This window comes from Dechloromonas sp. ZS-1, assembly GCF_039649255.1.
Taxonomy (GTDB): Bacteria; Pseudomonadota; Gammaproteobacteria; order Burkholderiales; family Rhodocyclaceae; genus Azonexus.
In genome coordinates, this window is sequence record NZ_JBDIYD010000015.1 from 47023 (window position 1) to 67577 (window position 20555).

Sequence of the window (20555 nt, forward strand, 5' to 3'; positions counted from 1 at the left end):
GGAGCGCGTGGCGCTTTATTTGTCGGAAAAGGATGTCCGTAAGCTGTTGACCGTCGAGATGGCGCTGGAGGCGGTTGAGTCCGCGCATCGCGATCTGGCTGAAGGGCTCGCAGTGGATGTGCCGCGGGCGCGCAGCAGATTGCCGCAAACAGTCCTGCATATTCTGCAAGGCGCCCTGCCAGCTCAGGGCGTGATCGGCTACAAGGCATATACCAGCAACCGCTCGGGAAATCGTTTTCTTGTGCACGTTTTCGATTCGGCAACCGGTGTTTTACGGGGCGTTCTGGAGGCGGATTTCCTTGGGATGATGCGCACGGGGGCGGCGAGTGCCGTGGCCAGTCGCTATTTGGCACCTAAAGGGAGTGTTGTGGCAGGGGTTTTTGGCGCGGGTTGGCAGGCTGAAGGTCACATTCGTACCTTGTGTGCGGCATTGCCCATGCAAAGCATCAAAGTCTGTGCCCGAGATGCGGACAAACTGACGAACTTTTGCGCGCGCCTTGAAACTGAAATGGGCGTCCGGGTACGTCCTAGCAATCCCGAAGAGACAGTCCGTGAGAGCGATATTGTCGGGACGGTCACCACGTCTGCGACACCGCTGTTTCAGGAGGGTTGGCTCAAGCCCGGTGTCCATCTGAATGGGGCCGGATCGAACGCGCTGATCCGCCAGGAAATCAGTGAGGCCGTCATTCGGCGCTGTGCGCCGATTGTCGTGGATTCGATTCCCACCGCCTTGGCTGAAGCGGGGGACTTGTTGCCGCTTTTGGAAAAGGGGCGCTTGCATGCCCGGCAATTGGTCGAGTTGGGCGATATCATCATTGGCCGTCATCCGGGGCGGGTGGATGATCAGGCAATGAGCTTGTTTGAGTCGCAAGGGCTGGCCATTCAGGATCTGGCGCTTGCAAAGCGCGTGCTGGATGCGGCCGAGTTGGCCGGGCTCGGGCAGAATTGGCCCCTGCAGATGGAGTCATGATGAGCGCGATGCACTGGCTGACCATGAGCGCAGTGACGGACCCGGGGCGGGTCCGTGAGCAAAACGAAGATGCTGTCCATATCGATCCGGATGCCGGGCTGGCGATTTTGGCCGATGGGATGGGGGGCTATAACGCGGGAGAAGTGGCTTCCGGGATGGCGGTCTCCCTCCTGGGGGGGCGGCTGGGCGAATTTATGCGGGCCGGCGCGGTAGAGATGGCTGGAGAGGGCGCGGCCTCATGGGTAAGGCAGGCGCTGACGCGCGATATTGCCGCAGTGAATCACGAGGTGCTCAGCTTGTCCTTGCGGGAGGTTCAGTATGCCGGCATGGGGACAACGCTGGTCGCGTGCTGTTTTTACCGCGGTCACCTGAGCGTGGCGCATCTTGGCGATTCCCGGCTTTATCGCCTGCGTGCCGGCGAACTTTCGCGGCTGACCAAAGACCATTCTCTGCTTCAGATTCAGATCGATGCTGGCATCATCAGTGAAGAAGAGGCGCGTTACGCGGATAACAAGAATCTGGTCACGCGGGCTCTCGGCGTCGAGCCGGAGATCGAGATCGAAATCGGGGAATATGAGGTCGCGCCCGGCGATCTCTATTTATTGTGTTCCGATGGCTTGAATGACATGCTGGACGACACGGAAATCCGTGACGCTTTGCTGGCCCCTGAAGATACCCTGGCGCAGCGGGGGCAACGCCTTGTCTCCCTCGCGAACGAGGCGGGGGGGCGGGATAATATTTCCGTGGTCCTGGTCGAGGTCGACCGTAACGAACCGGCAGGGGCTGGTTGGTGGCAGCGACTGATGGATCGTTTGAAATATTGAGGAAGATGCAATGGCGAAATTGATCCTCTCGATGGACGGCCTGGTGCTCAAGGAAGTGCAGCTTGAGCAGACGCGGCTGACCATCGGCCGCAAGGCGCATAACGATATTCAGATCGACAACCTGGCCATCTCCGGTGAGCATGCCGCGGTGGTGACGATTCTTAACGACTCATTCCTGGAAGACCTGAACAGTACCAACGGCACCTTGGTGAATGGTCAGCCGATCAAGAAGCACGTCCTGCGCAATAACGACATCATCGAATTGGGAAAGTATTCCCTCAAATACGTGGCGGATACGAATCTTCCCGTCGAAGTTGATCTGGCACGTTCCATGACAGCTTCCCGCTCATCCACCGACTCTGCAATTCGCTCTGAAGATCTAAGAATTGAAGAAGATGCGCCGCGTAGCCACCTGATTTCGACGGGCATCCGCAATCGCGCCGAGGCGGCACGTTTGGGCGTGATTCAGGTGCTCAATGGCCCGAATGTGGGTAAGGAACTGGAGTTGCTGAAGAACATTACGACCCTGGGCAAGCCGGGTGTTCAGGTCGCGGTGATCGCCCGTCGTCCTGCTGGTTACTTCGTCACGCACGTTGAAGGTGCGACCTTTCCGACGGTTAACGGTCAGCCCATTGATGCTCAAGGGTGCCAGCTTGCTGAGCATGATGTGCTGGAGATCGCGGGGGTGAAGATGGGGTTTTTTCTGAGGGTATGACGTGTCGGTTTTTGGCGGTGAGTGACGATTTTTGTCACATTTTGCAGGGGGGCTAAGAGACTAGCCCATAAAATCGACCTGTCTGCCTTGGCACGAAAAGTGTTTAGTAATGCTCAGTCAGCAATTTTCGCTGTCACTTTTCAGGAGATGCTCATGAACAAAGTTCAAAAAGGTTTTACCCTGATCGAATTGATGATCGTTGTTGCCATCATCGGTATTTTGGCTGCCGTTGCGCTGCCTGCCTATAAGGATTACACGATTAAAGGTGCTAATAATGGTTGTCTTGCCGAAGGCAAGGCTTACGCTAACGCAGCTTTTATTGCCCTGACTCAGGGTGAAGCCGTTCCGGCTTATACTGCGTCTGCTTGTACCTCTCTGGCTGCGGCACCGACTGCACTGAGCGGCACCATCACTTTTGCAAAGAAGTCCCCTGGAACGCAAGGTGTTGAATGTGATATGACATCTGGCACCTGCAAGCTCAAGCCGTAAGCTTGATTTAGTCTCTTTTCTGTTAAGGATTTTTTATGAACAAGATGCAAAAAGGTTTTACCCTGATCGAATTGATGATCGTTGTTGCCATCATCGGTATTCTGGCTGCGGTCGCTTTGCCGGCCTATAAGGATTACACGATCAAGGGTGCTAATAACGGGTGTTTGGCAGAAGGTAAGGCCTATGCAAATGCGGCTTTCATCGCCTTGACCCAAGCTGAAGCTGTGCCCGCTTATACTGCTTCGGCCTGCACCTCCTTGGCTGCCGCGCCGACTGCGCTGAGCGGCACCATTACTTTTGCGAAGAAGTCGCCGGGTACCAAGGATGTTGAGTGCGACATGACTTCTGGTACCTGTAAGCTTAAGCCGTAATCTGCGTTTAAAGCTCAACGATATTTGCGGGCCCAAAGCGAGTTACGTGTTTGGCAATGCTGAGATTGAATGAGTTTTAAAACTGATGGGGAAAAAGCCCGATGATATTTTCATCGGGCTTTTTATTTGATTGTCTATGGTGGTGATGAGTTGACTCAGTAAATCGCTCCGGCGCTACCAGGCACGCTGCAGTCGGTTGAAATACTGCTTTTCCAACGCTACCAGAGAAACGTCGTTGGCATGACTGTGACGACGTTTCGGGTTGTAGAGCATTTCGATGTAATTGAAGACGTCACTGAAGTCATCACGCGTTGCCTTCTCACGGTCGAAACAGACCTTGCGACGGATACCCTCGCGCTTGAGCAACTGAAAGAAGCTCTCTGCGATCGCATTGTCGTAGCAGTCCCTTTAACTTACTGACACTCGAGGCCCCGTTGCACCATCAAATCCTAGGGTGGGCAATGTTTTTAATTCCTCTGCTGTCTGTACCCCCTCCGCAATCACTGTCAGTCCAATCCCGTGTGCAATTGAGCACAAGCCTTTCAGGAAGGCCTGATTGCCCGGGGTTTGGTCGATGGCGCGGATGAAGCTGCTATCGACTTTCAGGTAATCTAAGCCGATATCGTGCAGCTTGCCGATTTCACTGAACTGGCGGCCAAAGTGTTCGATGCCGAGGCGGCAGCCAAAGGGGCGGATGGCTTGGCAGAAGGCGCGGAAGGCGTCGAAGTGCTGGAATGCACCGATTTCGGAGACTTCCAGCCAGAGGCGTTTGGCGCTGTCTTTGTTCTCCTGAATCAAGGCCGTCAGTTGGGTGACGAAGGCTGGGTTCAAAATCGACTCGCCGGAGAGGTTGACCGCAACCGATCCGCTTTCACGCTTGAGTCGTTGTAAGGCCAGTCGTGCTGCAGCCAGGTCGAGGTCGCTGGTCATTGCCAGTCGGCTGGCCATGGGCATGAAGCGGCCTGCTGCTAGCCATTCGCCGTCTTCGTCGGCCTGGAGGCGGAGTGGGCATTCCAGATGCAGCAGCCCTCCGTCGTTGGCGGCGACGGGGAATTCGATCAGGCGCAAGCGCTGGGTGGTGATTGCCCCTTCCAGCAGGCGCTTCCAGTCTGCGTTCGAGGTCGGGGTGCCGCTGGTTTCGGTCTCGGCTTTGCACCATCCCAGATTGCTTTGTTGCTCCGCTGCGGCCAGTGCGGCATCCAGTTGGGCCAGGAGTTGTGAGATCGATTGGCCGTGTGCATAGGTCAGGGTGGCGATATGTCCCACCCCTTCCTGCTCGATCAGGCCTGCCGCCGACAGTTCCCGAAGCTCTCGCAGCAGCAGTTCTGCATACGGCGAGGGATCATCGAGTCCCGGCATCAAGAGTGCGAAATCGGCGCCATTGAGACGCGCCCCGGTAAACATCTGGCTGTCGTCGTCAATCTGGGCAATGGCACTCCCAATCCGGCGGAGGACCGCATCGGCCGTTTCTCGACCGGCATGACGGTTGATGCCCGCCAGGTCGGCAATGCGCAGGATAAGCAGGCTGCCGTCAGCCAGCGCATCGTCGGCATGCAAGGCTTTGTCCAGCTGATTCATGAAATAGCTGCGGTTGGCCAGTCCGGTGAGTGCATCTAGCGTGGCCTCCCGGCGAACTTGCTCCAAGCGTTGTGCCTCTTCGTCGAACATTGCTTTCACGCGCTGGACCATCGCATTCATGGCGCTCGCCACGCTTTTGAGCTCCGGGACAGCGGGTTCATCAATACTGACAAAACGACGTTCGCTGATGGCCTTGGCCTGACCGACGACAGCATCGAGCGGGCGTTTGATCCGTCCCAGGAAACGCATGCCAAGAAAACCAAGGAGCGTCCCGCCGATCAGGAACCAGGCGAGAAGCTGCATGCCGCCGCGCCAGAGTTCTTCGTAAGCGAAATGGCTGTGGCTGACGAGCTCGATGGTGCCAACCTGGCTCCAGCCATCGGTCACCTGAGCACTGCCGGGGCGGGAGCTGATCGGGAATATCCGGACAAACCATTCCGGCACGTCGCCGGCCATCGGCGGGCTGCTGCGTTCGATTTGGGTTTTTCCCTCCGGGTCAATCAGTCGGACGCTTGCGTACTGCCCGCTGTCGAATACGGCCGCCAGTTGCAGTTCCACCGTGACCGGATCCTTGCTCTGCTGTGACATGGAGAGCGCCAGGGTGGCCGCGTTATCGTTGTTCTTGGTGGCGAGCTGTTGCTCAAGATACGTCCGGGCGGTCAGCATGCTGGCCACAAAGCTGCCGGCGAAGGCGAGCAGGGTGGCGGTGATGACGGCGAGCCAGATTTGGCGAAACAGGGACATGACGGATTACCTCAATCGAAACCTTCTGCTCTCGCACGGGCCAGCAGATCCTGCCAGCGCGAGAGGTTGCTTTTGCTGCTTTGGTTGCCGGTCCCCATCCAGAGGCCGGCGCTGTTGAAGCTGAAAACAGGGGAGAGGTCGCTGCGTTGCGACGCGGGGCGGATATCCACCACCAGATTGTCCAAGACCAGCGGATCGGCGCTGGGCTTGGCGTAGTAAGCAAGCACCATGTGTGCTTGCTGAATGGGGCCGCCCGGGCCATTTTGCAAGGCTTTGACATAAACCAGCCGAAGCTTGCTGATGGGAATGCCCAGCGCAATCAGTGAGTAGTACTTGGCGATGGAAAAGTCTTCACAGTCGCCCGCACCTTGCCCGATGAATTCGATGGGGGTGGCCCAATAGTCGGTTTGCCGCCAGGTGCGGATATCGTCATCGAAGAGCATCCGGCGGTTGAAGAAATCATTGACGCGCACCAGACGCTCCGTTTCGGAGAGGCGTTGCCCGTCGTTCAGCATCAGTCGCCAGTCGTTAAACAGGGCGATTTGATTGCTGCCAAAACGCGTGGTTAAGGTTTGCTGCAGACGGTCAAAATCGAGCCCGGCGATACTGTGGACGACCAGCACCAAGCTGGTCAGCGCCAGAAGGACGCTGACCAGTCGATGCCCAAGCCGGGACAGTGCGCCGTTCACCGGGTGACTCGCCTCAGGCGAGTGCCGGATTTAGCGTGTAGGTGCCGGTGAGGCTGGCTTGCGCCAGCACATGGCCCGCCATCGCCGCGCGAACATCCGGGCCGCCAAAACGCCCTTGAACCGGAAGTTGCTCGATATCCAGCGCATACACGGTAAAAACGTAATGGTGGATGATCTCGTCGTTCCACGGGGGGCAGGGGCCGTCGTAGCCGTAATAATCCCCACGCATGTCGTTATCGCCGGCAAACCAGTCCGTGTAATTGTTGACGCCCTGCCGGCTGCCGTGTGCCGCTTGCGGGCCGGGCTTGCCGCGCGGAACAACATCGTTGCTGAATTCGCCTGCCTGAATGTGGTTGACCGTCGCCGGCAGATCCACCAACACCCAATGGAAGAAATCGACGCGGGGCAGGCTCGCCGGTACCGTTCGTCCCGCCTGGTTCACGTCGTCCCCTTTGCTGGGAACATCCGGGTCGTGGCAGATCAGCACAAAGGAGCGCGTATCCGCCGGTGCATCTGTCCAACTCAGGGCCGGATTCAGGTTTTTCCCGAGGCAGACGTGGCGAGTCGGGTCAGGAATGCAGAACGCAAAGTTGCCCGGAATGGGCTGGCCATCGGTAAAGCTGCTGCTGGTCAGTTTCATCAGTCTCTCTCCGGTAACAGTCAGCGGGCTGCCTGGCGGCGGAAGTCGCGCAGTCGGAAGCCCAATAGCCATAGTGTAGCGAAATACGCTGTTGCGCCAAGGGGAACCAGCCAGCATAAATGCAGGGTGCGTTGGCTGAAGCTGGCGGCAAGCCATTGCCCCTCCTGGCCCATGCCGAAGTAAAGTGCGCCACCCATGACAAAGAGTGCAACGACAAGTTTTGCGGTGAAGACGGTCCAGCCCGCCTGGGGCGTGTAAATAGCCTGTTGACGGAGGCCGCGATAAAGCAGCACAGCATTTAGGCAGGCCGCTAGGCCAATCGACAGTGCCAGGCCGGCATGAGCCAGCCAGCCGATGAAGGCCAGGTTCATCAATTGTGTGGCCGTGAGCGAAATCAGGGCGATTTTTACCGGGGTGCGGACGTTCTGGCGTGCGTAGAAGCCGGGGGCTAAAACTTTGACCAGAATCAGACCGGTCAAGCCGATTGCGTAGGCCACCAGGGCTTCCCGGGTTCGGAAGACATCATCGGCAGAAAATGCACCGTGGTGGAAGAGCGTGGCTATCAGCGGTACGGCAAGGATGCAGAGGCCCAGCGCTGCCGGCATGGCAAGCAACAGCGTCAGGCGCAGCCCCCAGTCCAGCAGTCGGCTGTACTCCGCCTGGTCGCCCGTGGCGTGACAACGCGACAGGGAGGGCAGGAGGATCGTGCCGAGCGCGGCCCCTAGCATGCCTGACGGAAACTCCATCAGCCGATCGGCGTAATACAGCCAGGACACGCTCCCTGTGGCCAGGAAGGAGGCGAAGATGGTATTGATGAGCAGACTGACCTGAGACACCGAAACGCCGATCAGCGCCGGACCCATCAGCGCCAGAATGCGGCGGACTCCGGGATCGGCCCAGGCCTCCCGCAATTTGAAACTGGGGCGGGGCAGCATGCGGATGCGCCGGAGGGCCGGAATCTGCAGACCGAGCTGGAGCAAGCCCCCGATGAAAACCGCCCAGGCCAGCGCCAGAACCGGCGGGTCGAAGTAGGGCACGGCAAACAGGGCCATGCCGATGAAGGCGAGGTTGAGCAGGACGGGTGTGAAGGCCGGGATGGCAAAGCGGCTCCACGTATTCAGGATGCCACCGGCCAGGGCGACCAGCGACATGAACAGAATGTAGGGAAAGGTGATCCGGGTCAGGGTGACCGTCAGCTCGAACTTGCCTGGCTCATTGACATAGCCGGGAGCTGAAATCCAGACCAGAATCGGCGCCGCCGCAATGCCCAGCGCCGTGATGAAAAACAGGGCCATCGAGAGCAGGCTGCAGACGTGATCGATCAGACGCAGAGTTTCCACATCACCACGGGCGTTCTTGTATTCGCCGAGGATCGGGACAAAAGCCTGCGAGAACGCCCCTTCGGCAAACATCCGGCGCAGCAGGTTGGGCAGTTTGAAGGCAACAAAAAAGGCATCGGTCGCCATGCCGGCACCAAAGGTGCGTGCAATGACGAAGTCCCGGGCAAAGCCGAGTACACGGGAAAGCAGGGTCATTCCACTGACCGTGGCCAGCGCGCGAAGGAGATTCATGGTGTAGAGCGTTGCCTCTTCGGCCAAGAAAAAGCTATAATTCTACGCTCTGCTGACGACGACCACTTCCGGAAGTCGCTGGCAAAAGGATGCCGTTGTAGCTCAGTTGGTAGAGCAACTGATTCGTAATCAGTAGGTCGAGTGTTCGATTCACTTCAACGGCACCAAAGAATTCTGGAATTTCAAGCATTTAGGCCAACCCATTTGGGTTGGCCTTTTTGTTTTATGGTTTATTGCTCCTTGGTTGCTCCATTCGCTTAATACTTTGGTACTGAGGCTTGGGTGTTTGAATTAGCATTTCGGCCGGAATTGCCGCTCAGCAGAACGCAAGCCAATAGCGGTTCCACACAAAATTCCGGACAGGCTCCAGTTCGAGCATGCAAAATAAGCCGCACCTCTGCCACATCCGGCGGTCTGTAACTCGGCCAACCCGGCCCTTGGCTCCGCTATCAACCTGAGGCTGCTCCTTGCTCAAAAGCAGACATCCACTCATTTTTAAGGAAGCAGCCCCACAGGATTCTGCGGTTTTCCATGGTGACGAATCTCAAAATGCAGAACTGCCTGTCCATTTGAGGTCGCACTGACTTGTGCAATCGCCTGACCCTGTTCGACCCACTGCCCTTCACGAGCTTCGAGTACGGAGTTCAGCCCATAAGCTGTTTGGTACCCGTCTTCGTGCTGCACGATGATCAAATTGCCATAGCCAGGCAAACCGTTTCCGCTATAAACAATGTGTCCAGCAGCGGCAGCGCGTACAGATTCCGTCTTGCCAACCATGATGTCGATCCCCTTGTTGCCCGCATTGCCAAAATTACGTTGAATGCTCCCGCCCAATGGCCATTGCCAGCGGTTGGATGAAGGCATTCGCGAACCACCAGAAACGTGCGCCAGAACTGGAAGCTCTTCTTTGGCCAGCTCGGCGGATGATTCAGGCACCGAAATCGCAGGCACGTGTGCCTGAGTCGTGACCGACAGCACACCGGACATCAACAGCAGGCCCGCCTTCGTGGCAAATGCCCTGACATTGCCCCCCTGAGTAGACATTGCTTCCCGCAAGCGCTTGAGGTTCAGGCCAAGGGATGAAACATGCAGCACGAAGATAGGCAGCACTTTGTCGAAAATCCCATTTTCCAAGCCGAGCAAGGCGTAGCAGATGAAGGTGATATTTGCCAATACCGCCATCTGGCGCATGCGCACTTGATCGCGCATATAGAACGTGGCAAACACCAGCACTGAGGCGATCCAGGCAACGGTCTGCATCATTTTCGGAACTCCCTTTATATCCTTGATGCAGGGAGAACGAGGGTCGATTCCGGATTTTTAAATGACCTGCAGAAATTATTCGGCACCGTCCAGTCATGGTCAGTTAATCACCGATCGCTGGCGTACCGTGCTCAACTCCTCCGGCTTGGCACCGCAGGCGAATTCCGTTCGAAGCGCAAAGTCCTGAGTAATATCGCTGATGCTGGTGAGCTGATCCGCGAGGTCATAGTCATGTTCGTCTTGCAGCACGTGAGAGGCCAGCGACTGCCGGCCAAACATTTGGTCAGTTAGCTGCCGGAAATCCAAAATCTCTCGCAAACTCGGGCCCATGACCCTGCCCGTACCCGCGAGAAAGGGGAATGCGAATTGGGCTACGACAAAACCGCGATCGGTCGTTGGCTGAGCCATTCGCTGGGCATTGAGCTGGATCGCGAGCATAGCGAAGCCATCCTCGCGGCTTTGAAAATCCTGTGCTGGGTCTCGTTATCCCAATGGGAGGGCTCAACACCATGAAGATACGACAGCTGATACCCGTTTTAAGGGTGATTGAACAGGATTTGTTCGGCAAGTCCGATCAGGATTGCGGCTGTGCCACGAAGCCGGATTTGCGTGAGGCCAACTCAGCGGATTCCACCACTGAAATGCCAGCCTTCATTCGCGATGCGATTGACCGGCGGGTTGCCACCAATGCAGGGCTCGATTCCAGCCAGCCCTTGGCAAGCGGGCAAATTCGGCAGTTATCCAAGGTGCAGGATCGTTCCGGGCAGGTCTCGCGAAACCTGAATCGTCCGGTCGCTTTTCTGCTTGATCAGCCAGAGGAGAGCGGTCAGTGCTGGTCAGGTTGGCTGGTCGCTTCCGAAGTCGATTACGCCACTGCTTGGGATGTGCTGCTGGAGGCCGAAACCGATGAGCCGTTTGATCCATCGGCCGGCATGGTGCAGTTATGGAACCCTTTGCGCTGCCCGGTTTCATTCGATGCCAAACTGCTGGCGCAGATGTCGCCCGAACGGATGACGGCATTACGCGAAATCGCTGCGGTGTTTCCGCATGGGATCTTTAACGATGAACCGCAACCAGGCATTGTCGCTCCCCGCCTGATCGCCAACCATTCCGTGCTAACCGGGACGCCCTTAGGGGGCGCCGACGATGAGCGGCGTACTTACCAGTCGTTGTATCAGCAATTGAGTCGCGAAATCGATCAAGGCGAACTGTCGGCCAAGGTGGTTGCGCTGCCTACCCGTTCCGCTCAAGTAGCCACCACTGCCACTTCACGTCGCAAAGGCTGGTGGATGGCATTCGCGGCCTCCGTCATGGTCATCCAGGCCGGTGTGATTGGCTTACTGATCCAGCATCAGGGACAGGAGTCGGATTATTGGGAGGGCCGTTTTGCCGGCAGCAAGGCGGAGCGCAACGCCCCACCAGGCGTCCTCGGTAGCATCAGCAGGAAGGAGGATATCGCTGTTCCACAGGGAGCTTTGTTGCTGGTCTTCAGTTTCAAACCCGAAACACGTGCCGTCGATCTGGACAAGGCATTGCGCGAACTAGGTGTACAAATGCTCTTCCTGGAGAACGAGCCAAACCAGGTGTTTCTGGTCATAGATGGCCCCCGAGTGCCACGCATCAAGGAAGTCTTGACGCCATTGGCTACCGATATTCAGGAAATGCGCTGAGAGGTCATTCTATGAACAGTTACGCTTTCGTGATCACTGCACTGCTCCTGCCTTGGTGCGTGGTTGCGTATTTGCTGCATGCACTGCCAAGGTGGCGAATCTCAGTATCGAAAGAAATATTGCAGCGCCGTTTGGCTATCACTTGCTTCATTGCATTTGCCATCCAAATGCAGAGCCTGGTTATTCTTTTGACACCCTCATCAATGTCCGACCCGAACCTTTCCCTCGCTATTTTCGAAGGCCTGGGGAGGCTACAAATTGGGCTAGAGAATCAGCTTGGTACGCCGGCAGCTCTGCCTCTTGGGGTAGCAACGATCGCTTTGGGGCTATTGGCCAATAGCTATCTCTTCATGTTGCCGAACATCAGAGTTACGAGCTCAGCAGCACCTCGATCGTCGCCGGCAAATTGAGGAGCGCTGATTGCCCAGGATGGCGGCAATGGAATTAAAAGCAGCCAGGTAGAAGAGAGCTGACTTATGGCCGCTTTGGCCGAGGTGCTGCCGGTGATAGGCAGCGCTGAACGACAGCTCCAATCAGAAACCTGCCGTTGGAAACCCAAGGCCTCAAAGGTCAGGATTGGGTCGGATCCGGCTGTAGAGCGGTTGAGGAAGCGGACGTTCAGGGCCGCCGGGCGCTGAAGGGCAGGTCTGCGCCAGATTGCTGCCTGACAACGGTCGATGGGCCAACGGCCGTTTTGGCCGAGGTGCTGAAGTAGCCCATCCGGCAGGTTTCAGTGTGGTGCCGCCGTTCGAATGGCCGTGGTCGAGAGAAGGTCACTGGCTGGTTGTGGCCGGATGTACTCCTTCGTGACCTGACCCAATACCTGCCGTTCGCGGTTTGGCAGAACAATCACACTCCCATTAACAGCAAAGGAGTCTGCCATGGAAGCCTCTCAACACCGGGAAGCCTGGAACAAGGGCAAGTTGGTCGGCCAAAAGCCTCCTCTGAAACCGAAGGATATTTGGGCGATCCGAATTCATCTGCAGAACGCCCATCAGGTCCGGGACTTGGCCATGTTCAACCTGGCAATCGACAGCAAGTTGCGCGGCTGTGATCTCGTCAATCTACGGGTTCGGGACGTCACCCACGGCAGCCAGGTCTTACCCCGGGCGATGGTCATCCAGCGCAAAACGCAGCGGCCGGTGCAGTTCGAACTGACCGAACCGACCCGGATGGCCGTGACTGCCTGGCTCGCAAAGGCCAATCTCAAACCGGAGCAATACCTCTTCCCCAGCCGCGTTGCTCGCTCCCCGCATGTCTCGACTCGGCAATACGCCCGGATCGTGCATCAGTGGGTCGCGGCCGCTGGCCTGGATTCCTCCGCCTATGGGACGCACTCAATGCGCCGAACAAAGGCAACATTGATCTACAAGCGAACCAAGAACCTGCGAGCGGTTCAGTTGCTGCTCGGACATACCAAGTTGGAAAGCACCGTGCGATACCTGGGCATCGAAGTCGATGATGCTCTCGAAATCTCTGAGCAAACGGAGATATAGCCCTGTGATTGACGGTCGCACGGGTGGCTTACTGCGTGCGGCCGCTTTGGAGGACGGCGGCGGATGCGCACTGCCGGCCACCACCTGCCGTTGACTGTTACATCTGATTTTTGTGCGTTCGACGGAGTTGAACGGCAGGTATTCGGCGAGCAAATCGGCGGCAGACCTTTCAGCACCGCGGCCACGAGCAGCCTTTGAAGCACTTTCAACCAACGTCAACAACGAACCTATAGCTGCCGACGGTCACGGACGAAGCGTACCCAGATGCCGCTAATACAGTGTCACTAAATGTGCAAACGCCACTTTCAATTTTGATACGCATCAAACTATGATGGGCGAATTGTCATTCGCCGGGGGACGAAAATGCGCGACCACAAGCCAATCAGCCTTGAAAGCCATTTGGCTAACTTGCCCTTGTTTTCAGGTATTGCAACTGCTGATTTGGAACGCATCGCCCGAGGTTCCAAGCTTGTTTCAGCATCAAAGGGGGATGTTCTGTTTCGTGCCGGGGACGCTTGCTCAGGATTCCATCTGCTGGTCTACGGTCAGGTCAAACTCGCATTCACATCAACTCAGGGGACGGAGAAGATTGTCGAAATTGTGCGGCAGGGGCAGACCTTTGGTGAGGCCGTTATGTTTCTGGACGGAGTCCATATAGTTTTTGCCCAGACCTTACAGGATTCGATGCTGGTTCACATCCCCAAGGTGGCCATCCTGAAGGAGCTTGAACACGACCACAGCTTCGCCAGAAAGATGATGGCGGCCCTGGCAAAACGGACGCACGACTTGATGATGGATGTCGAAGCCTACTCGTTACTATCCGCCAAACAGCGAATCATTGGCTATTTGATGTCAGACGCGCCGCCGGCTGCAATTGGTTCGAACCAAGTTGAGTTTGAGTTGACGGCAGGAAAGGGCGTTATTGCTTCTCGCCTCAGTATCACTCAGGAACACTTTTCCAGGGTGCTGCATGACTTGTGTGACCTTGGGCTCCTCGAGGTCAGCGGGAAGCACATACGGATTCCCAATGTGGCCAACCTCCTAAAATGCCAAGACAAGCCATAGCGGATTGCTGGATTAGCCTTTCAGATAGGCTTTATCGGCGAGGTCCATCTAGAGCATGTGCTTAATCAGATACTCGTTTGCGACTTCATACAGCTTGGCTCTGTCCAGCAGCCCAGCCATTCCATCAACGAGTAGATTCACTACCAACTCGCGATATACGTTGTGCTCTGCTCTATGAGCCTCGAGGTTTGGACTTCCGTTTTTTAATGAGGAGGTCTTCCTCGTCGGCAAAGTGCTTGTCAGTCAGTACAGCCAGGTCGTTCAGAATGTCGTGAAACTCTTTCAGAGCTTCGTGCGAAGTGGCGGAAGCACACTCGGCCGCACGGGCACAGAGGATGATGAGCTGTTTATGCTGGGCGTCGATGTGGGATTTACCGACACTCAGGTTATCCGACCATGTGGGGCTGTTGGGCATTCGATATATCTTTCTTGAATATTTTGACCCAATTGTATCGCCATAAATACGGCTATCTAGCCGTAAACTGAACTATTCCGCTTTCTTTGGCGCACTAACGGAACGTGAGGTTAGTGCCAGCAAAATCCGCAACGTAGCCACACAGCCGAACGACACCAACGAGACTGTGACCCACGACCACGCCGGGAACAGGTAAGACGTTATCGCCGCCAGAATCAAGAAAATGAGTACAAAGAACATGTGCTGTGCCCTGATGAATGGATGGATGAAACGCTGAGCTGTCCGACTTCAGGCTAGGCAGCCCCGAGTCCTCGCTCTTCAAAGGTTTTACCATCCCGAATGTGATAGATGCGCTTGAAGGTGGGAATGATTTTCTCGTCGTGGGTCACCACGATAATGGCGGTTCGAAACTGTTGGGCCATGTCGTTGAGAATGCGCACGACGCTGAGCGCCCGTTCGCTATCCAAGGGTGCCGTCGGTTCGTCTGCCAGGATTACCGGCGGTTGATTGGCCAAGGCGCGGGCAATCGCCACACGTTGCTGCTCGCCACCGGAGAGCTGCGAGGGATTCGCCTTGGCACGGTGGCCGACATCGAGCGCATCCAGCAGTTCATTCGCCCGTTTGCGTGCTTCGCCATTCGGCTTGCCGGCGAGCATCGGCAACAAGGCCACGTTGTCGGTCACATCCAGAAAGGGAATCAGGTACGGCGCCTGAAACACAAAGCCAATCCGGTCGCGGCGCAGGGCTCTGAGGTCCGAAATCTTCCAACCATCCTCAAAAATCACTTCATCACCCAGGGTCATCCGGCCAGCCGTCGGCTCGATGACGGCACCCAGGCATTTCAGCAGGGTACTTTTGCCCGAACCCGACGGGCCAATCAGACCGACCACCTCGCCCGGCGCAACGGTCATATTGACGTCTTTCAGGGCGTCGACCGCCGTATCGCCTTCGCCATAGCGTTTCCGCAGCCCCTCGATGTGAATCCCGAAACCTTTCACCTTAACCTCCGATGGCCGTAGCCGGGTCGACACGCAAGGCGACCCGAATGGCAAGCGTGCTGGCCAGGGCGCAGATGAGCATCACCACGATGAATCCCCGTACCGCGTCACCGGGTTCAAGCAGGACAAATTTTGGGAAAAATGGCGCCCAGATGGTGGCGGCAGTCTTGCCGACCATGAACCCGATGAGGCCCAGCCCCATGGCCTGCTGCAGAATCATCCCGGCAATCGTCCGGTTGCGGGTACCGATAAGCTTCAGAACGGCTATTTCCCGTATCTTGCCCAGCGTCATGGTGTAGATGATGAAAGCGACGATGGCGGCGCTGACGATGGCGAGGATGACCAGGAACATGCCGATTTGTTTGGCCGAGGTGGCAATCAGTTTGGAGACCAGAATCTCCTCCATCTGGGCACGGGTAAAGGCTTGCAGATGCTTCCAGCGGCGAATTTCACTCGCCACATGCTCCGGCTCGGCTCCAGAAGCAATCTGAACCAGCACCGCATTGACGTTGTGATTGGCGTTCTGCGAAGCCAAGATGGCATCAAGCAGACCCGGCACACCGGGTCGGTTCAGGTTTGGATTGGCAGTGGTGCGCGCTCGCTCGTTGAGAATGGCGTCGTTGTCCTTGAGAAACTGAGCTTCCTGCGCATCCTTGAGCGGGATGAAGACCATCGGGTCACCGCCCGATGACACCATTCGCCGGGTCAGGCCAACCACGCGATAGTCATGGCGGCGTATGCGTATCGTGTCGCCCAATTGAAAACCGGTCTTTACATCGGCCACCGCCTCGTAATGGCTACGAGTTATCTGCCGACCAGCGACTAGGTATCCAGGCTCGCCGGGTTGCCCGGGTTCGAAGCCGACCACCATGGCCCGAACATCGGTGTTGCCAAGGCGGACCTGCATCGTCAAATAGGTGACATTGGCCGCACGGGAAATCCCTGGCAGCGCCAGCAGGGCACGATAAACGTCATCACGCAGACTCGACGATTCGGCGTAAGGTCCCTGGGTCTCCTGTTGCACCACCCAGATATCGGCACCGCTGTTATTGAGCAACGCCTTGGCGTCGTCGACCATGCCGCGATAAACGCCAGCCATGGTTAGGGTCACGCCAATCAACAACCCCAGACCGATGCCGGTCAGGACGAACTTTGACCAGGAGTGCAGGATGTCGCGCCCGGCCAGGCTAATCACTTGGGTCGCCCCACCAGTTGGCTGACGACCTTGATGCGGGCGCTCTCGTTGAGTTCGTGCTCGCTATGAATGACCACTTCGTCGCCAGCCGCCAAGCCATCGAGAATCTGCACGCTGCCATCAAGACTGGTGCTGCCCAGCTTCACTGGCGTCAGGCTGGGCTTGCCGTTCTTGAGCTTCCAGACGCCGCTGCCTTGGGGCATCTGTTTGATGGCGGCGTTCGGGAGCAGCAACCCGGATTGAGCTGCACCGGTCTTCACCGTTACTTCGGTCATCTCGCCAACGCTCAGTCCCTCGGGGATGCGCTCGAACGCGATTTGAGCGATGCGCTCCTCCGTGACGCTGTCACTCATCGGGTCGAGGCGCGCCACCTTACCAGGTAGGGACGTCGAGGCATTGCTGCGTAAAACAATATCCACCGGTTGTCCAACCGCCAGCCCTCGCGAGCGCCCCTGGTCGAGGCGCGCCTTGACCCAGAGACTGTCAGGCTCAACCAGGCGGAGGACCGCCTGGCCGGCAATCACCGTCGAGCCGGGTTCCGCATCACGGCTCGTTACCAGGGCATCCCGTGGGGCCAATAGACGCAGGTTGCCGCGCTGTTGGCGGATGCCGTCCTGGTCAGCCTTCAGACGAAGTTGCTCCTGGCGAGCGCCCAGTAGGTTGGCTTCGCTGGCCTCAAGCGCCGCCTGAGCCGAATCGAGTTCCTGCTGCTTGCCTTCCACCGCGCTGGGGCTGACGAAATTTTTCCCGCCCAGGTCGCGATAGCGTTTGGCATTGAGCTCCGCAAGTTGGCGTCTGGCCAAGGCATCCTTGCGTTGTGCTTCGGCGGTGGTAACGGCGCTGGCAGCCCGGGCATAAGCGGCTTCTGTCGAACGAAGGCGTTCATCCAGGTCTACAGGGGCAATTTCCGCCAGCAACTGCCCAGCCTTGACCGTTTCGCCGACATCCGCATGAACGGCTTTGACGCGTCCCGCAGCCGTTGGGCCGATGAGATAACTACGGCGGGCTTCGACCGTGCCGATGCCAAATATCGCTGGTGACAGCGAGCCCGTCTCCACGCGGAGTGTGGTGACCTGAATGGGTGATAACGGGCCTGAGCGGGCGACCACCACACCAAAGCCGACGACGAGCATTGCGGCAAAAAGCCAGAGTCCAAGCTTGCGGCTAATGAACTGGCCGGGTTTCATGATTGGGCTCCCAGTCCAGCAAGGTAGAGGTGTAGAACGCCCAGTACCGGCTCTTCAGCATCTGCTGAGACGCCACCGAGCATGGACTGCATCACCAGCCCCTGGATGGCGCCGAGAAATAGCGCAGCGGCAGCCTGGACGTCCACATCGTTTCTTATCAACCGCGCAACTTTGGCTTTGCTCAAGGTTTCAGCCAACATCTGCCGATAGCGCCGCATGATTTGTTGCACGCCCTGCCGTACTGGCGAGCTATCCGGTTGCTGGAGTTCGGCAAAGACCAGGCGCGGAACACCGGGAAATTCACGTATGAATTTCACGTGCGCCAGGAACATCGCTTCCAGACCGCTCAAGACGTCGGGCGCAGATGCTTGTGCGTCACCGAGTTTGGCCATCAGCTGCGTCTCTATCCATTCCATGACGGCCAGTCGCATCGCCTCTTTGGTCGGAAAGTGGCGGAACAGGGCACCCTGCGTCACATTCATCGCCTTGGCAATGTCGGTCGTCGTGACGTCGGCGGGATTTCGTTCGGCAGCCAGGGCCACCACGGTGGCGATGATTTCTGCCTGACGGGACTCGGTTGATTGGCGAGCGTTAAGGGACATGGTTTCTTGTATGTAATAAGTTACTTACAAGTATAGTCAAGACATTTCAGACTTGTCTAATATTCTTTCTGCCTATTGCAACTGTTGGACACTGAACCGGATTTTTACGGCATACCGGCTGTAAGTGAAATGACGAGCGAGGGGATTCTTCGTCGTTTGCAGGTCGAGTGCTGCCTGGTGCCTGGCTGTTGCCGAAATGAAGGATGGCCAGCTTGGGCGCTGGCGTTTTATGAATCACTTTCCATCGCTGCTACAACATGATTCCTCAGCCTTTGGCAGCTTTCCACCCAGTATGCTGGAAATATTTTCCATAAGCCTTCAGCGCTTCAATTGCTTGCACCGCACCGTCGTGAGGCGACTTTGAAGTTGTTCCTCTCATGGTCTCGGCGCCCTCCATCAGGTCTGCAATAACCACGTGAAGCATCGCATCAGCCTGAGGCTCGAGCTTGCAATTCTGTATTGCATAAGCCACCTTTTCACTGATGGTCGTAGCTAATGCTTGATAGTCGTCGTTGCCAAATTGATTCTTGTGAATCGCCGGTATTGCCTTCGCCATCGCTTGATTGATGTCGTTCATGGCCTGACGCAGCGGCGCATCCGTTGCCCATTTCTTTCCCGCATTAAGGTGGAGCTTTGTCGGTTCGGCACTCCCATGGCTATGGTTGTGTGCGGCACTTTCAGCGGCGAGGATAGAGGGCGAAGCTCCAAGCGCAATGGCAGTCAGAACTACAGCGAATGTGGTTTTCATTGGGTCTCCTATGGCATGGGTGCAATACCCAAGCAATATAGTCAACTAATCTTAACGCAAGCTTAAAGCCAAGACGGGCTTCAGGAAACGGTACATTACGTAGGAATCCACATTGCCCAACCTTTGGTGGCGAAATCTTGGGCAGTGTTGTCGCAATCGAAAAGCCCTGTTTCTGCCATAGAGCAACTGCGGCCTCATCGGTGCTGATGACAAAGCTGAATTGCATTGCCTCGTACTATAGCCCTCCGAGTAGGCTCGAAAAGTCATGCCGCTATTGCTGGTGACCGCATAGCTTATTGATTGACTGAATCGTGCTGTTTTAAGGCGAAACTTCGTGGGCTTTCTGCTCAGACATCAATTGGGCCAAAAGCTTTGGCGCGTTGGGCTACCCAATTGCGTCGGTCTTGCATGTAGTATTTATCGTTCATATCGGTGCCGCCAAGGTGTTCACCTATCCATGCCCCAAGCAGCGAGCTTAGTGATTGCATAGGAATGGGGCTCTGGTCTCTCAGGCTGGCTATTTGAGCCAAATAGAATGCATGCTCAACACGATGAGGTTCCAGAGTTGGGCACTGATTTTTGGCAAGAAGAGCCTCTTCGGTCTCAAAGTGCATGCGCGCAAGTCCCTCAAACTCTTCTAAGAGCGTTGGAAGCTCAGTGTGCGATTCATGAGCGTAGTAGTCGAGCAGTTGTCGGCAGAGCCGGTGCAGCCGCTGGTTTTGCACATCAATAAGATAACTACCGACAAGGTACTCATCTGTCCACGGTGGAAGATTGCTCATCAATTCAAACCGACAAAATGACTAGTTACATAGTATTAGTCCCTTGTCTGTGTGACAACTTGGAAAGTCTGAATAGGCAGCTGATGTTGCGATGACCGGCGGTAGTACGGCAAATAGCAGTCGTATCAAGCCAGGAGAGTGACCGTCCGTTCCTGGCCGATTGGGTTAGGTCGCCAACGGCAGCTTCGGAGCATTTCAGTTCGCAGAACCTGGGTTTGGCTGACGGGCAGCTATCGGGAAACTGCTACGGCCGTTTTGGGTCGGGAGCACGTATTCACCAGATGAAGAAGCGGCCGTTCAAGGCAACCAGAATCTGAAGGGCAGCTTACAGTCACGTTGCTGCCCGACACCGGGCGATAGACCAACGACCGCAAAGGCCGAAGTCCGGGAATCGGGCTTCCGGCAGGTTTCTGACCGAACCGGTCATTTGAACGTCGGCTGCCTGGTGCCGACGAACTTCCGCTCTTGGCCGACAGCACGTATTCCGACCTCACAACCGATAGCTGCCGTTGCGTATTTTGAATGGCAGGTTTGGAGACGGAA

The 20555-nt window shown here is 56.8% G+C and carries 20 protein-coding genes, 1 tRNA gene and 3 pseudogenes; 10 read left to right on the forward strand and 14 right to left on the reverse strand.

The features are described 5' to 3' along the window. Positions 1-7 precede the first annotated feature (7 nt). The 5 genes and pseudogenes from AACO21_RS14660 (at position 8) to AACO21_RS14680 (ending at position 3369) form a co-directional block, all read left to right on the forward strand. Positions 8-970 (forward strand): ornithine cyclodeaminase family protein, encoded by a 963-nt coding sequence (locus AACO21_RS14660; protein WP_346193272.1) that lies wholly within the window; start codon positions 8-10, stop codon positions 968-970. Next, entirely contained in the window at positions 967-1794 is an 828-nt protein-coding gene (locus AACO21_RS14665; protein ID WP_346193273.1) for a Stp1/IreP family PP2C-type Ser/Thr phosphatase, read from the forward strand. The genes AACO21_RS14660 and AACO21_RS14665 overlap by 4 nt, the downstream gene beginning before the upstream one ends. A gap of 10 nt (positions 1795-1804) precedes the next feature. Continuing rightward, complete coding sequence (locus AACO21_RS14670) at positions 1805-2509, forward strand: FHA domain-containing protein (RefSeq protein ID WP_346193274.1); 705 nt, start codon at positions 1805-1807, stop codon at positions 2507-2509. A gap of 153 nt (positions 2510-2662) precedes the next feature. Continuing rightward, positions 2663-2764 (forward strand): annotated as a pseudogene (locus AACO21_RS14675) (prepilin-type N-terminal cleavage/methylation domain-containing protein); the annotation flags it as partial. A 269-nt stretch (positions 2765-3033) separates the two neighbouring features. Beyond that, positions 3034-3369 carry a prepilin-type N-terminal cleavage/methylation domain-containing protein gene (locus AACO21_RS14680; protein ID WP_346193275.1) on the forward strand — a complete coding sequence of 112 codons (336 nt, stop codon included), beginning with the start codon at positions 3034-3036 and terminating at the stop codon, positions 3367-3369. Positions 3370-3543: 174 nt separating this feature from the next. Here AACO21_RS14680 and AACO21_RS14685 read toward each other — a convergent pair. From AACO21_RS14685 to murJ, 5 genes and pseudogenes are all read right to left on the reverse strand, one after another. Then, positions 3544-3789, reverse strand: a pseudogene (locus AACO21_RS14685) (IS3 family transposase); the annotation flags it as partial. Between the two features lie 21 nt (positions 3790-3810). Next, a pseudogene (locus AACO21_RS14690) lies at positions 3811-5691 on the reverse strand (EAL domain-containing protein); the annotation flags it as partial. A gap of 11 nt (positions 5692-5702) precedes the next feature. Beyond that, a complete protein-coding gene (locus AACO21_RS14695) occupies positions 5703-6380 on the reverse strand; it encodes a transglutaminase-like cysteine peptidase (RefSeq protein WP_346193276.1) in 678 nt (225 codons plus the stop codon). A gap of 13 nt (positions 6381-6393) precedes the next feature. Continuing rightward, the gene (locus AACO21_RS14700; RefSeq protein ID WP_346193277.1) at positions 6394-7020 is read right to left on the reverse strand and encodes a YbhB/YbcL family Raf kinase inhibitor-like protein; all 627 of its coding nucleotides are present in this window, start codon (positions 7018-7020) and stop codon (positions 6394-6396) included. Positions 7021-7040: 20 nt separating this feature from the next. Then, complete coding sequence (gene murJ / locus AACO21_RS14705) at positions 7041-8591, reverse strand: murein biosynthesis integral membrane protein MurJ (protein WP_346193278.1); 1551 nt, start codon at positions 8589-8591, stop codon at positions 7041-7043. Positions 8592-8682: 91 nt separating this feature from the next. On the opposite strand from murJ, the gene AACO21_RS14710 reads away from it, so the two are divergent. Continuing rightward, a tRNA-Thr gene (locus tag AACO21_RS14710) sits at positions 8683-8758 on the forward strand. A 328-nt stretch (positions 8759-9086) separates the two neighbouring features. Here AACO21_RS14710 and AACO21_RS14715 read toward each other — a convergent pair. Then, positions 9087-9854, reverse strand: a complete 768-nt coding sequence (locus AACO21_RS14715) for a peptidoglycan DD-metalloendopeptidase family protein (RefSeq protein WP_346193279.1) — start codon at positions 9852-9854, stop codon at positions 9087-9089. Positions 9855-9953: 99 nt separating this feature from the next. Beyond that, a complete protein-coding gene (locus AACO21_RS14720; RefSeq protein WP_346193280.1) occupies positions 9954-10292 on the reverse strand; it encodes a hypothetical protein in 339 nt (112 codons plus the stop codon). Between the two features lie 71 nt (positions 10293-10363). Between AACO21_RS14720 and AACO21_RS14725 the strand changes: the two genes are divergently transcribed. The 4 genes from AACO21_RS14725 (at position 10364) to AACO21_RS14740 (ending at position 14085) form a co-directional block, all read left to right on the forward strand. After that, positions 10364-11524 carry a hypothetical protein gene (locus tag AACO21_RS14725; RefSeq protein ID WP_346193281.1) on the forward strand — a complete coding sequence of 387 codons (1161 nt, stop codon included), beginning with the start codon at positions 10364-10366 and terminating at the stop codon, positions 11522-11524. Between the two features lie 11 nt (positions 11525-11535). After that, entirely contained in the window at positions 11536-11934 is a 399-nt protein-coding gene (locus tag AACO21_RS14730) for a hypothetical protein (protein WP_346193282.1), read from the forward strand. A gap of 471 nt (positions 11935-12405) precedes the next feature. Further along, positions 12406-13020: a tyrosine-type recombinase/integrase gene (locus tag AACO21_RS14735; RefSeq protein WP_346193283.1), complete on the forward strand. Its 615-nt coding sequence runs from the start codon at positions 12406-12408 to the stop codon at positions 13018-13020. A gap of 363 nt (positions 13021-13383) precedes the next feature. Continuing rightward, on the forward strand, positions 13384-14085 hold the full coding sequence (locus AACO21_RS14740; protein WP_346193284.1) for a Crp/Fnr family transcriptional regulator: 702 nt from the start codon (positions 13384-13386) through the stop codon (positions 14083-14085). 172 nt (positions 14086-14257) lie between these two features. Here AACO21_RS14740 and AACO21_RS14745 read toward each other — a convergent pair whose 3' ends face one another. The 7 genes from AACO21_RS14745 to AACO21_RS14775 form a co-directional block, all read right to left on the reverse strand. Further along, the gene (locus AACO21_RS14745) at positions 14258-14500 is read right to left on the reverse strand and encodes a hemerythrin domain-containing protein (RefSeq protein WP_346193285.1); all 243 of its coding nucleotides are present in this window, start codon (positions 14498-14500) and stop codon (positions 14258-14260) included. Positions 14501-14793: 293 nt separating this feature from the next. Beyond that, positions 14794-15498 carry an ABC transporter ATP-binding protein gene (locus AACO21_RS14750; RefSeq protein WP_346193286.1) on the reverse strand — a complete coding sequence of 235 codons (705 nt, stop codon included), beginning with the start codon at positions 15496-15498 and terminating at the stop codon, positions 14794-14796. Between the two features lies 1 nt (position 15499). Continuing rightward, entirely contained in the window at positions 15500-16693 is a 1194-nt protein-coding gene (locus tag AACO21_RS14755; RefSeq protein WP_346193287.1) for an ABC transporter permease, read from the reverse strand. Beyond that, positions 16690-17880, reverse strand: a complete 1191-nt coding sequence (locus tag AACO21_RS14760; protein WP_346193288.1) for an efflux RND transporter periplasmic adaptor subunit — start codon at positions 17878-17880, stop codon at positions 16690-16692. The genes AACO21_RS14755 and AACO21_RS14760 overlap by 4 nt, the downstream gene beginning before the upstream one ends. Beyond that, positions 17877-18482, reverse strand: a complete 606-nt coding sequence (locus AACO21_RS14765) for a TetR/AcrR family transcriptional regulator (RefSeq protein WP_346193289.1) — start codon at positions 18480-18482, stop codon at positions 17877-17879. Before AACO21_RS14765 ends, AACO21_RS14760 begins: the two co-directional genes overlap by 4 nt. Positions 18483-18747: 265 nt before the next feature. Then, a complete protein-coding gene (locus tag AACO21_RS14770; protein ID WP_346193290.1) occupies positions 18748-19230 on the reverse strand; it encodes a hypothetical protein in 483 nt (160 codons plus the stop codon). Positions 19231-19577: 347 nt separating this feature from the next. After that, complete coding sequence (locus AACO21_RS14775; protein WP_346193291.1) at positions 19578-20012, reverse strand: hemerythrin family protein; 435 nt, start codon at positions 20010-20012, stop codon at positions 19578-19580. Positions 20013-20555: the final 543 nt, after the last annotated feature.

What these genes read in the sequence shown, in the direction of transcription:
- AACO21_RS14665 (WP_346193273.1), top strand. Translation starts at nt 967, where the DNA reads ATGATGAGCGCGATGCACTGGCTGACCATGAGCGCAGTGACGGACCCG.
- AACO21_RS14670 (WP_346193274.1), top strand. Translation starts at nt 1,805, where the DNA reads ATGGCGAAATTGATCCTCTCGATGGACGGCCTGGTGCTCAAGGAAGTG.
- AACO21_RS14680 (WP_346193275.1), top strand. Translation starts at nt 3,034, where the DNA reads ATGAACAAGATGCAAAAAGGTTTTACCCTGATCGAATTGATGATCGTT.
- AACO21_RS14700 (WP_346193277.1), bottom strand. Translation starts at nt 7,020, where the DNA reads ATGAAACTGACCAGCAGCAGCTTTACCGATGGCCAGCCCATTCCGGGC.
- murJ (WP_346193278.1), bottom strand. Translation starts at nt 8,591, where the DNA reads ATGAATCTCCTTCGCGCGCTGGCCACGGTCAGTGGAATGACCCTGCTT.
- AACO21_RS14715 (WP_346193279.1), bottom strand. Translation starts at nt 9,854, where the DNA reads ATGATGCAGACCGTTGCCTGGATCGCCTCAGTGCTGGTGTTTGCCACG.
- AACO21_RS14720 (WP_346193280.1), bottom strand. Translation starts at nt 10,292, where the DNA reads ATGCTCGCGATCCAGCTCAATGCCCAGCGAATGGCTCAGCCAACGACC.
- AACO21_RS14725 (WP_346193281.1), top strand. Translation starts at nt 10,364, where the DNA reads ATGAAGATACGACAGCTGATACCCGTTTTAAGGGTGATTGAACAGGAT.
- AACO21_RS14730 (WP_346193282.1), top strand. Translation starts at nt 11,536, where the DNA reads ATGAACAGTTACGCTTTCGTGATCACTGCACTGCTCCTGCCTTGGTGC.
- AACO21_RS14735 (WP_346193283.1), top strand. Translation starts at nt 12,406, where the DNA reads ATGGAAGCCTCTCAACACCGGGAAGCCTGGAACAAGGGCAAGTTGGTC.
- AACO21_RS14740 (WP_346193284.1), top strand. Translation starts at nt 13,384, where the DNA reads ATGCGCGACCACAAGCCAATCAGCCTTGAAAGCCATTTGGCTAACTTG.
- AACO21_RS14745 (WP_346193285.1), bottom strand. Translation starts at nt 14,500, where the DNA reads ATGCCCAACAGCCCCACATGGTCGGATAACCTGAGTGTCGGTAAATCC.
- AACO21_RS14760 (WP_346193288.1), bottom strand. Translation starts at nt 17,880, where the DNA reads ATGAAACCCGGCCAGTTCATTAGCCGCAAGCTTGGACTCTGGCTTTTT.
- AACO21_RS14765 (WP_346193289.1), bottom strand. Translation starts at nt 18,482, where the DNA reads ATGTCCCTTAACGCTCGCCAATCAACCGAGTCCCGTCAGGCAGAAATC.
- AACO21_RS14770 (WP_346193290.1), bottom strand. Translation starts at nt 19,230, where the DNA reads ATGAAAACCACATTCGCTGTAGTTCTGACTGCCATTGCGCTTGGAGCT.
- AACO21_RS14775 (WP_346193291.1), bottom strand. Translation starts at nt 20,012, where the DNA reads ATGAGCAATCTTCCACCGTGGACAGATGAGTACCTTGTCGGTAGTTAT.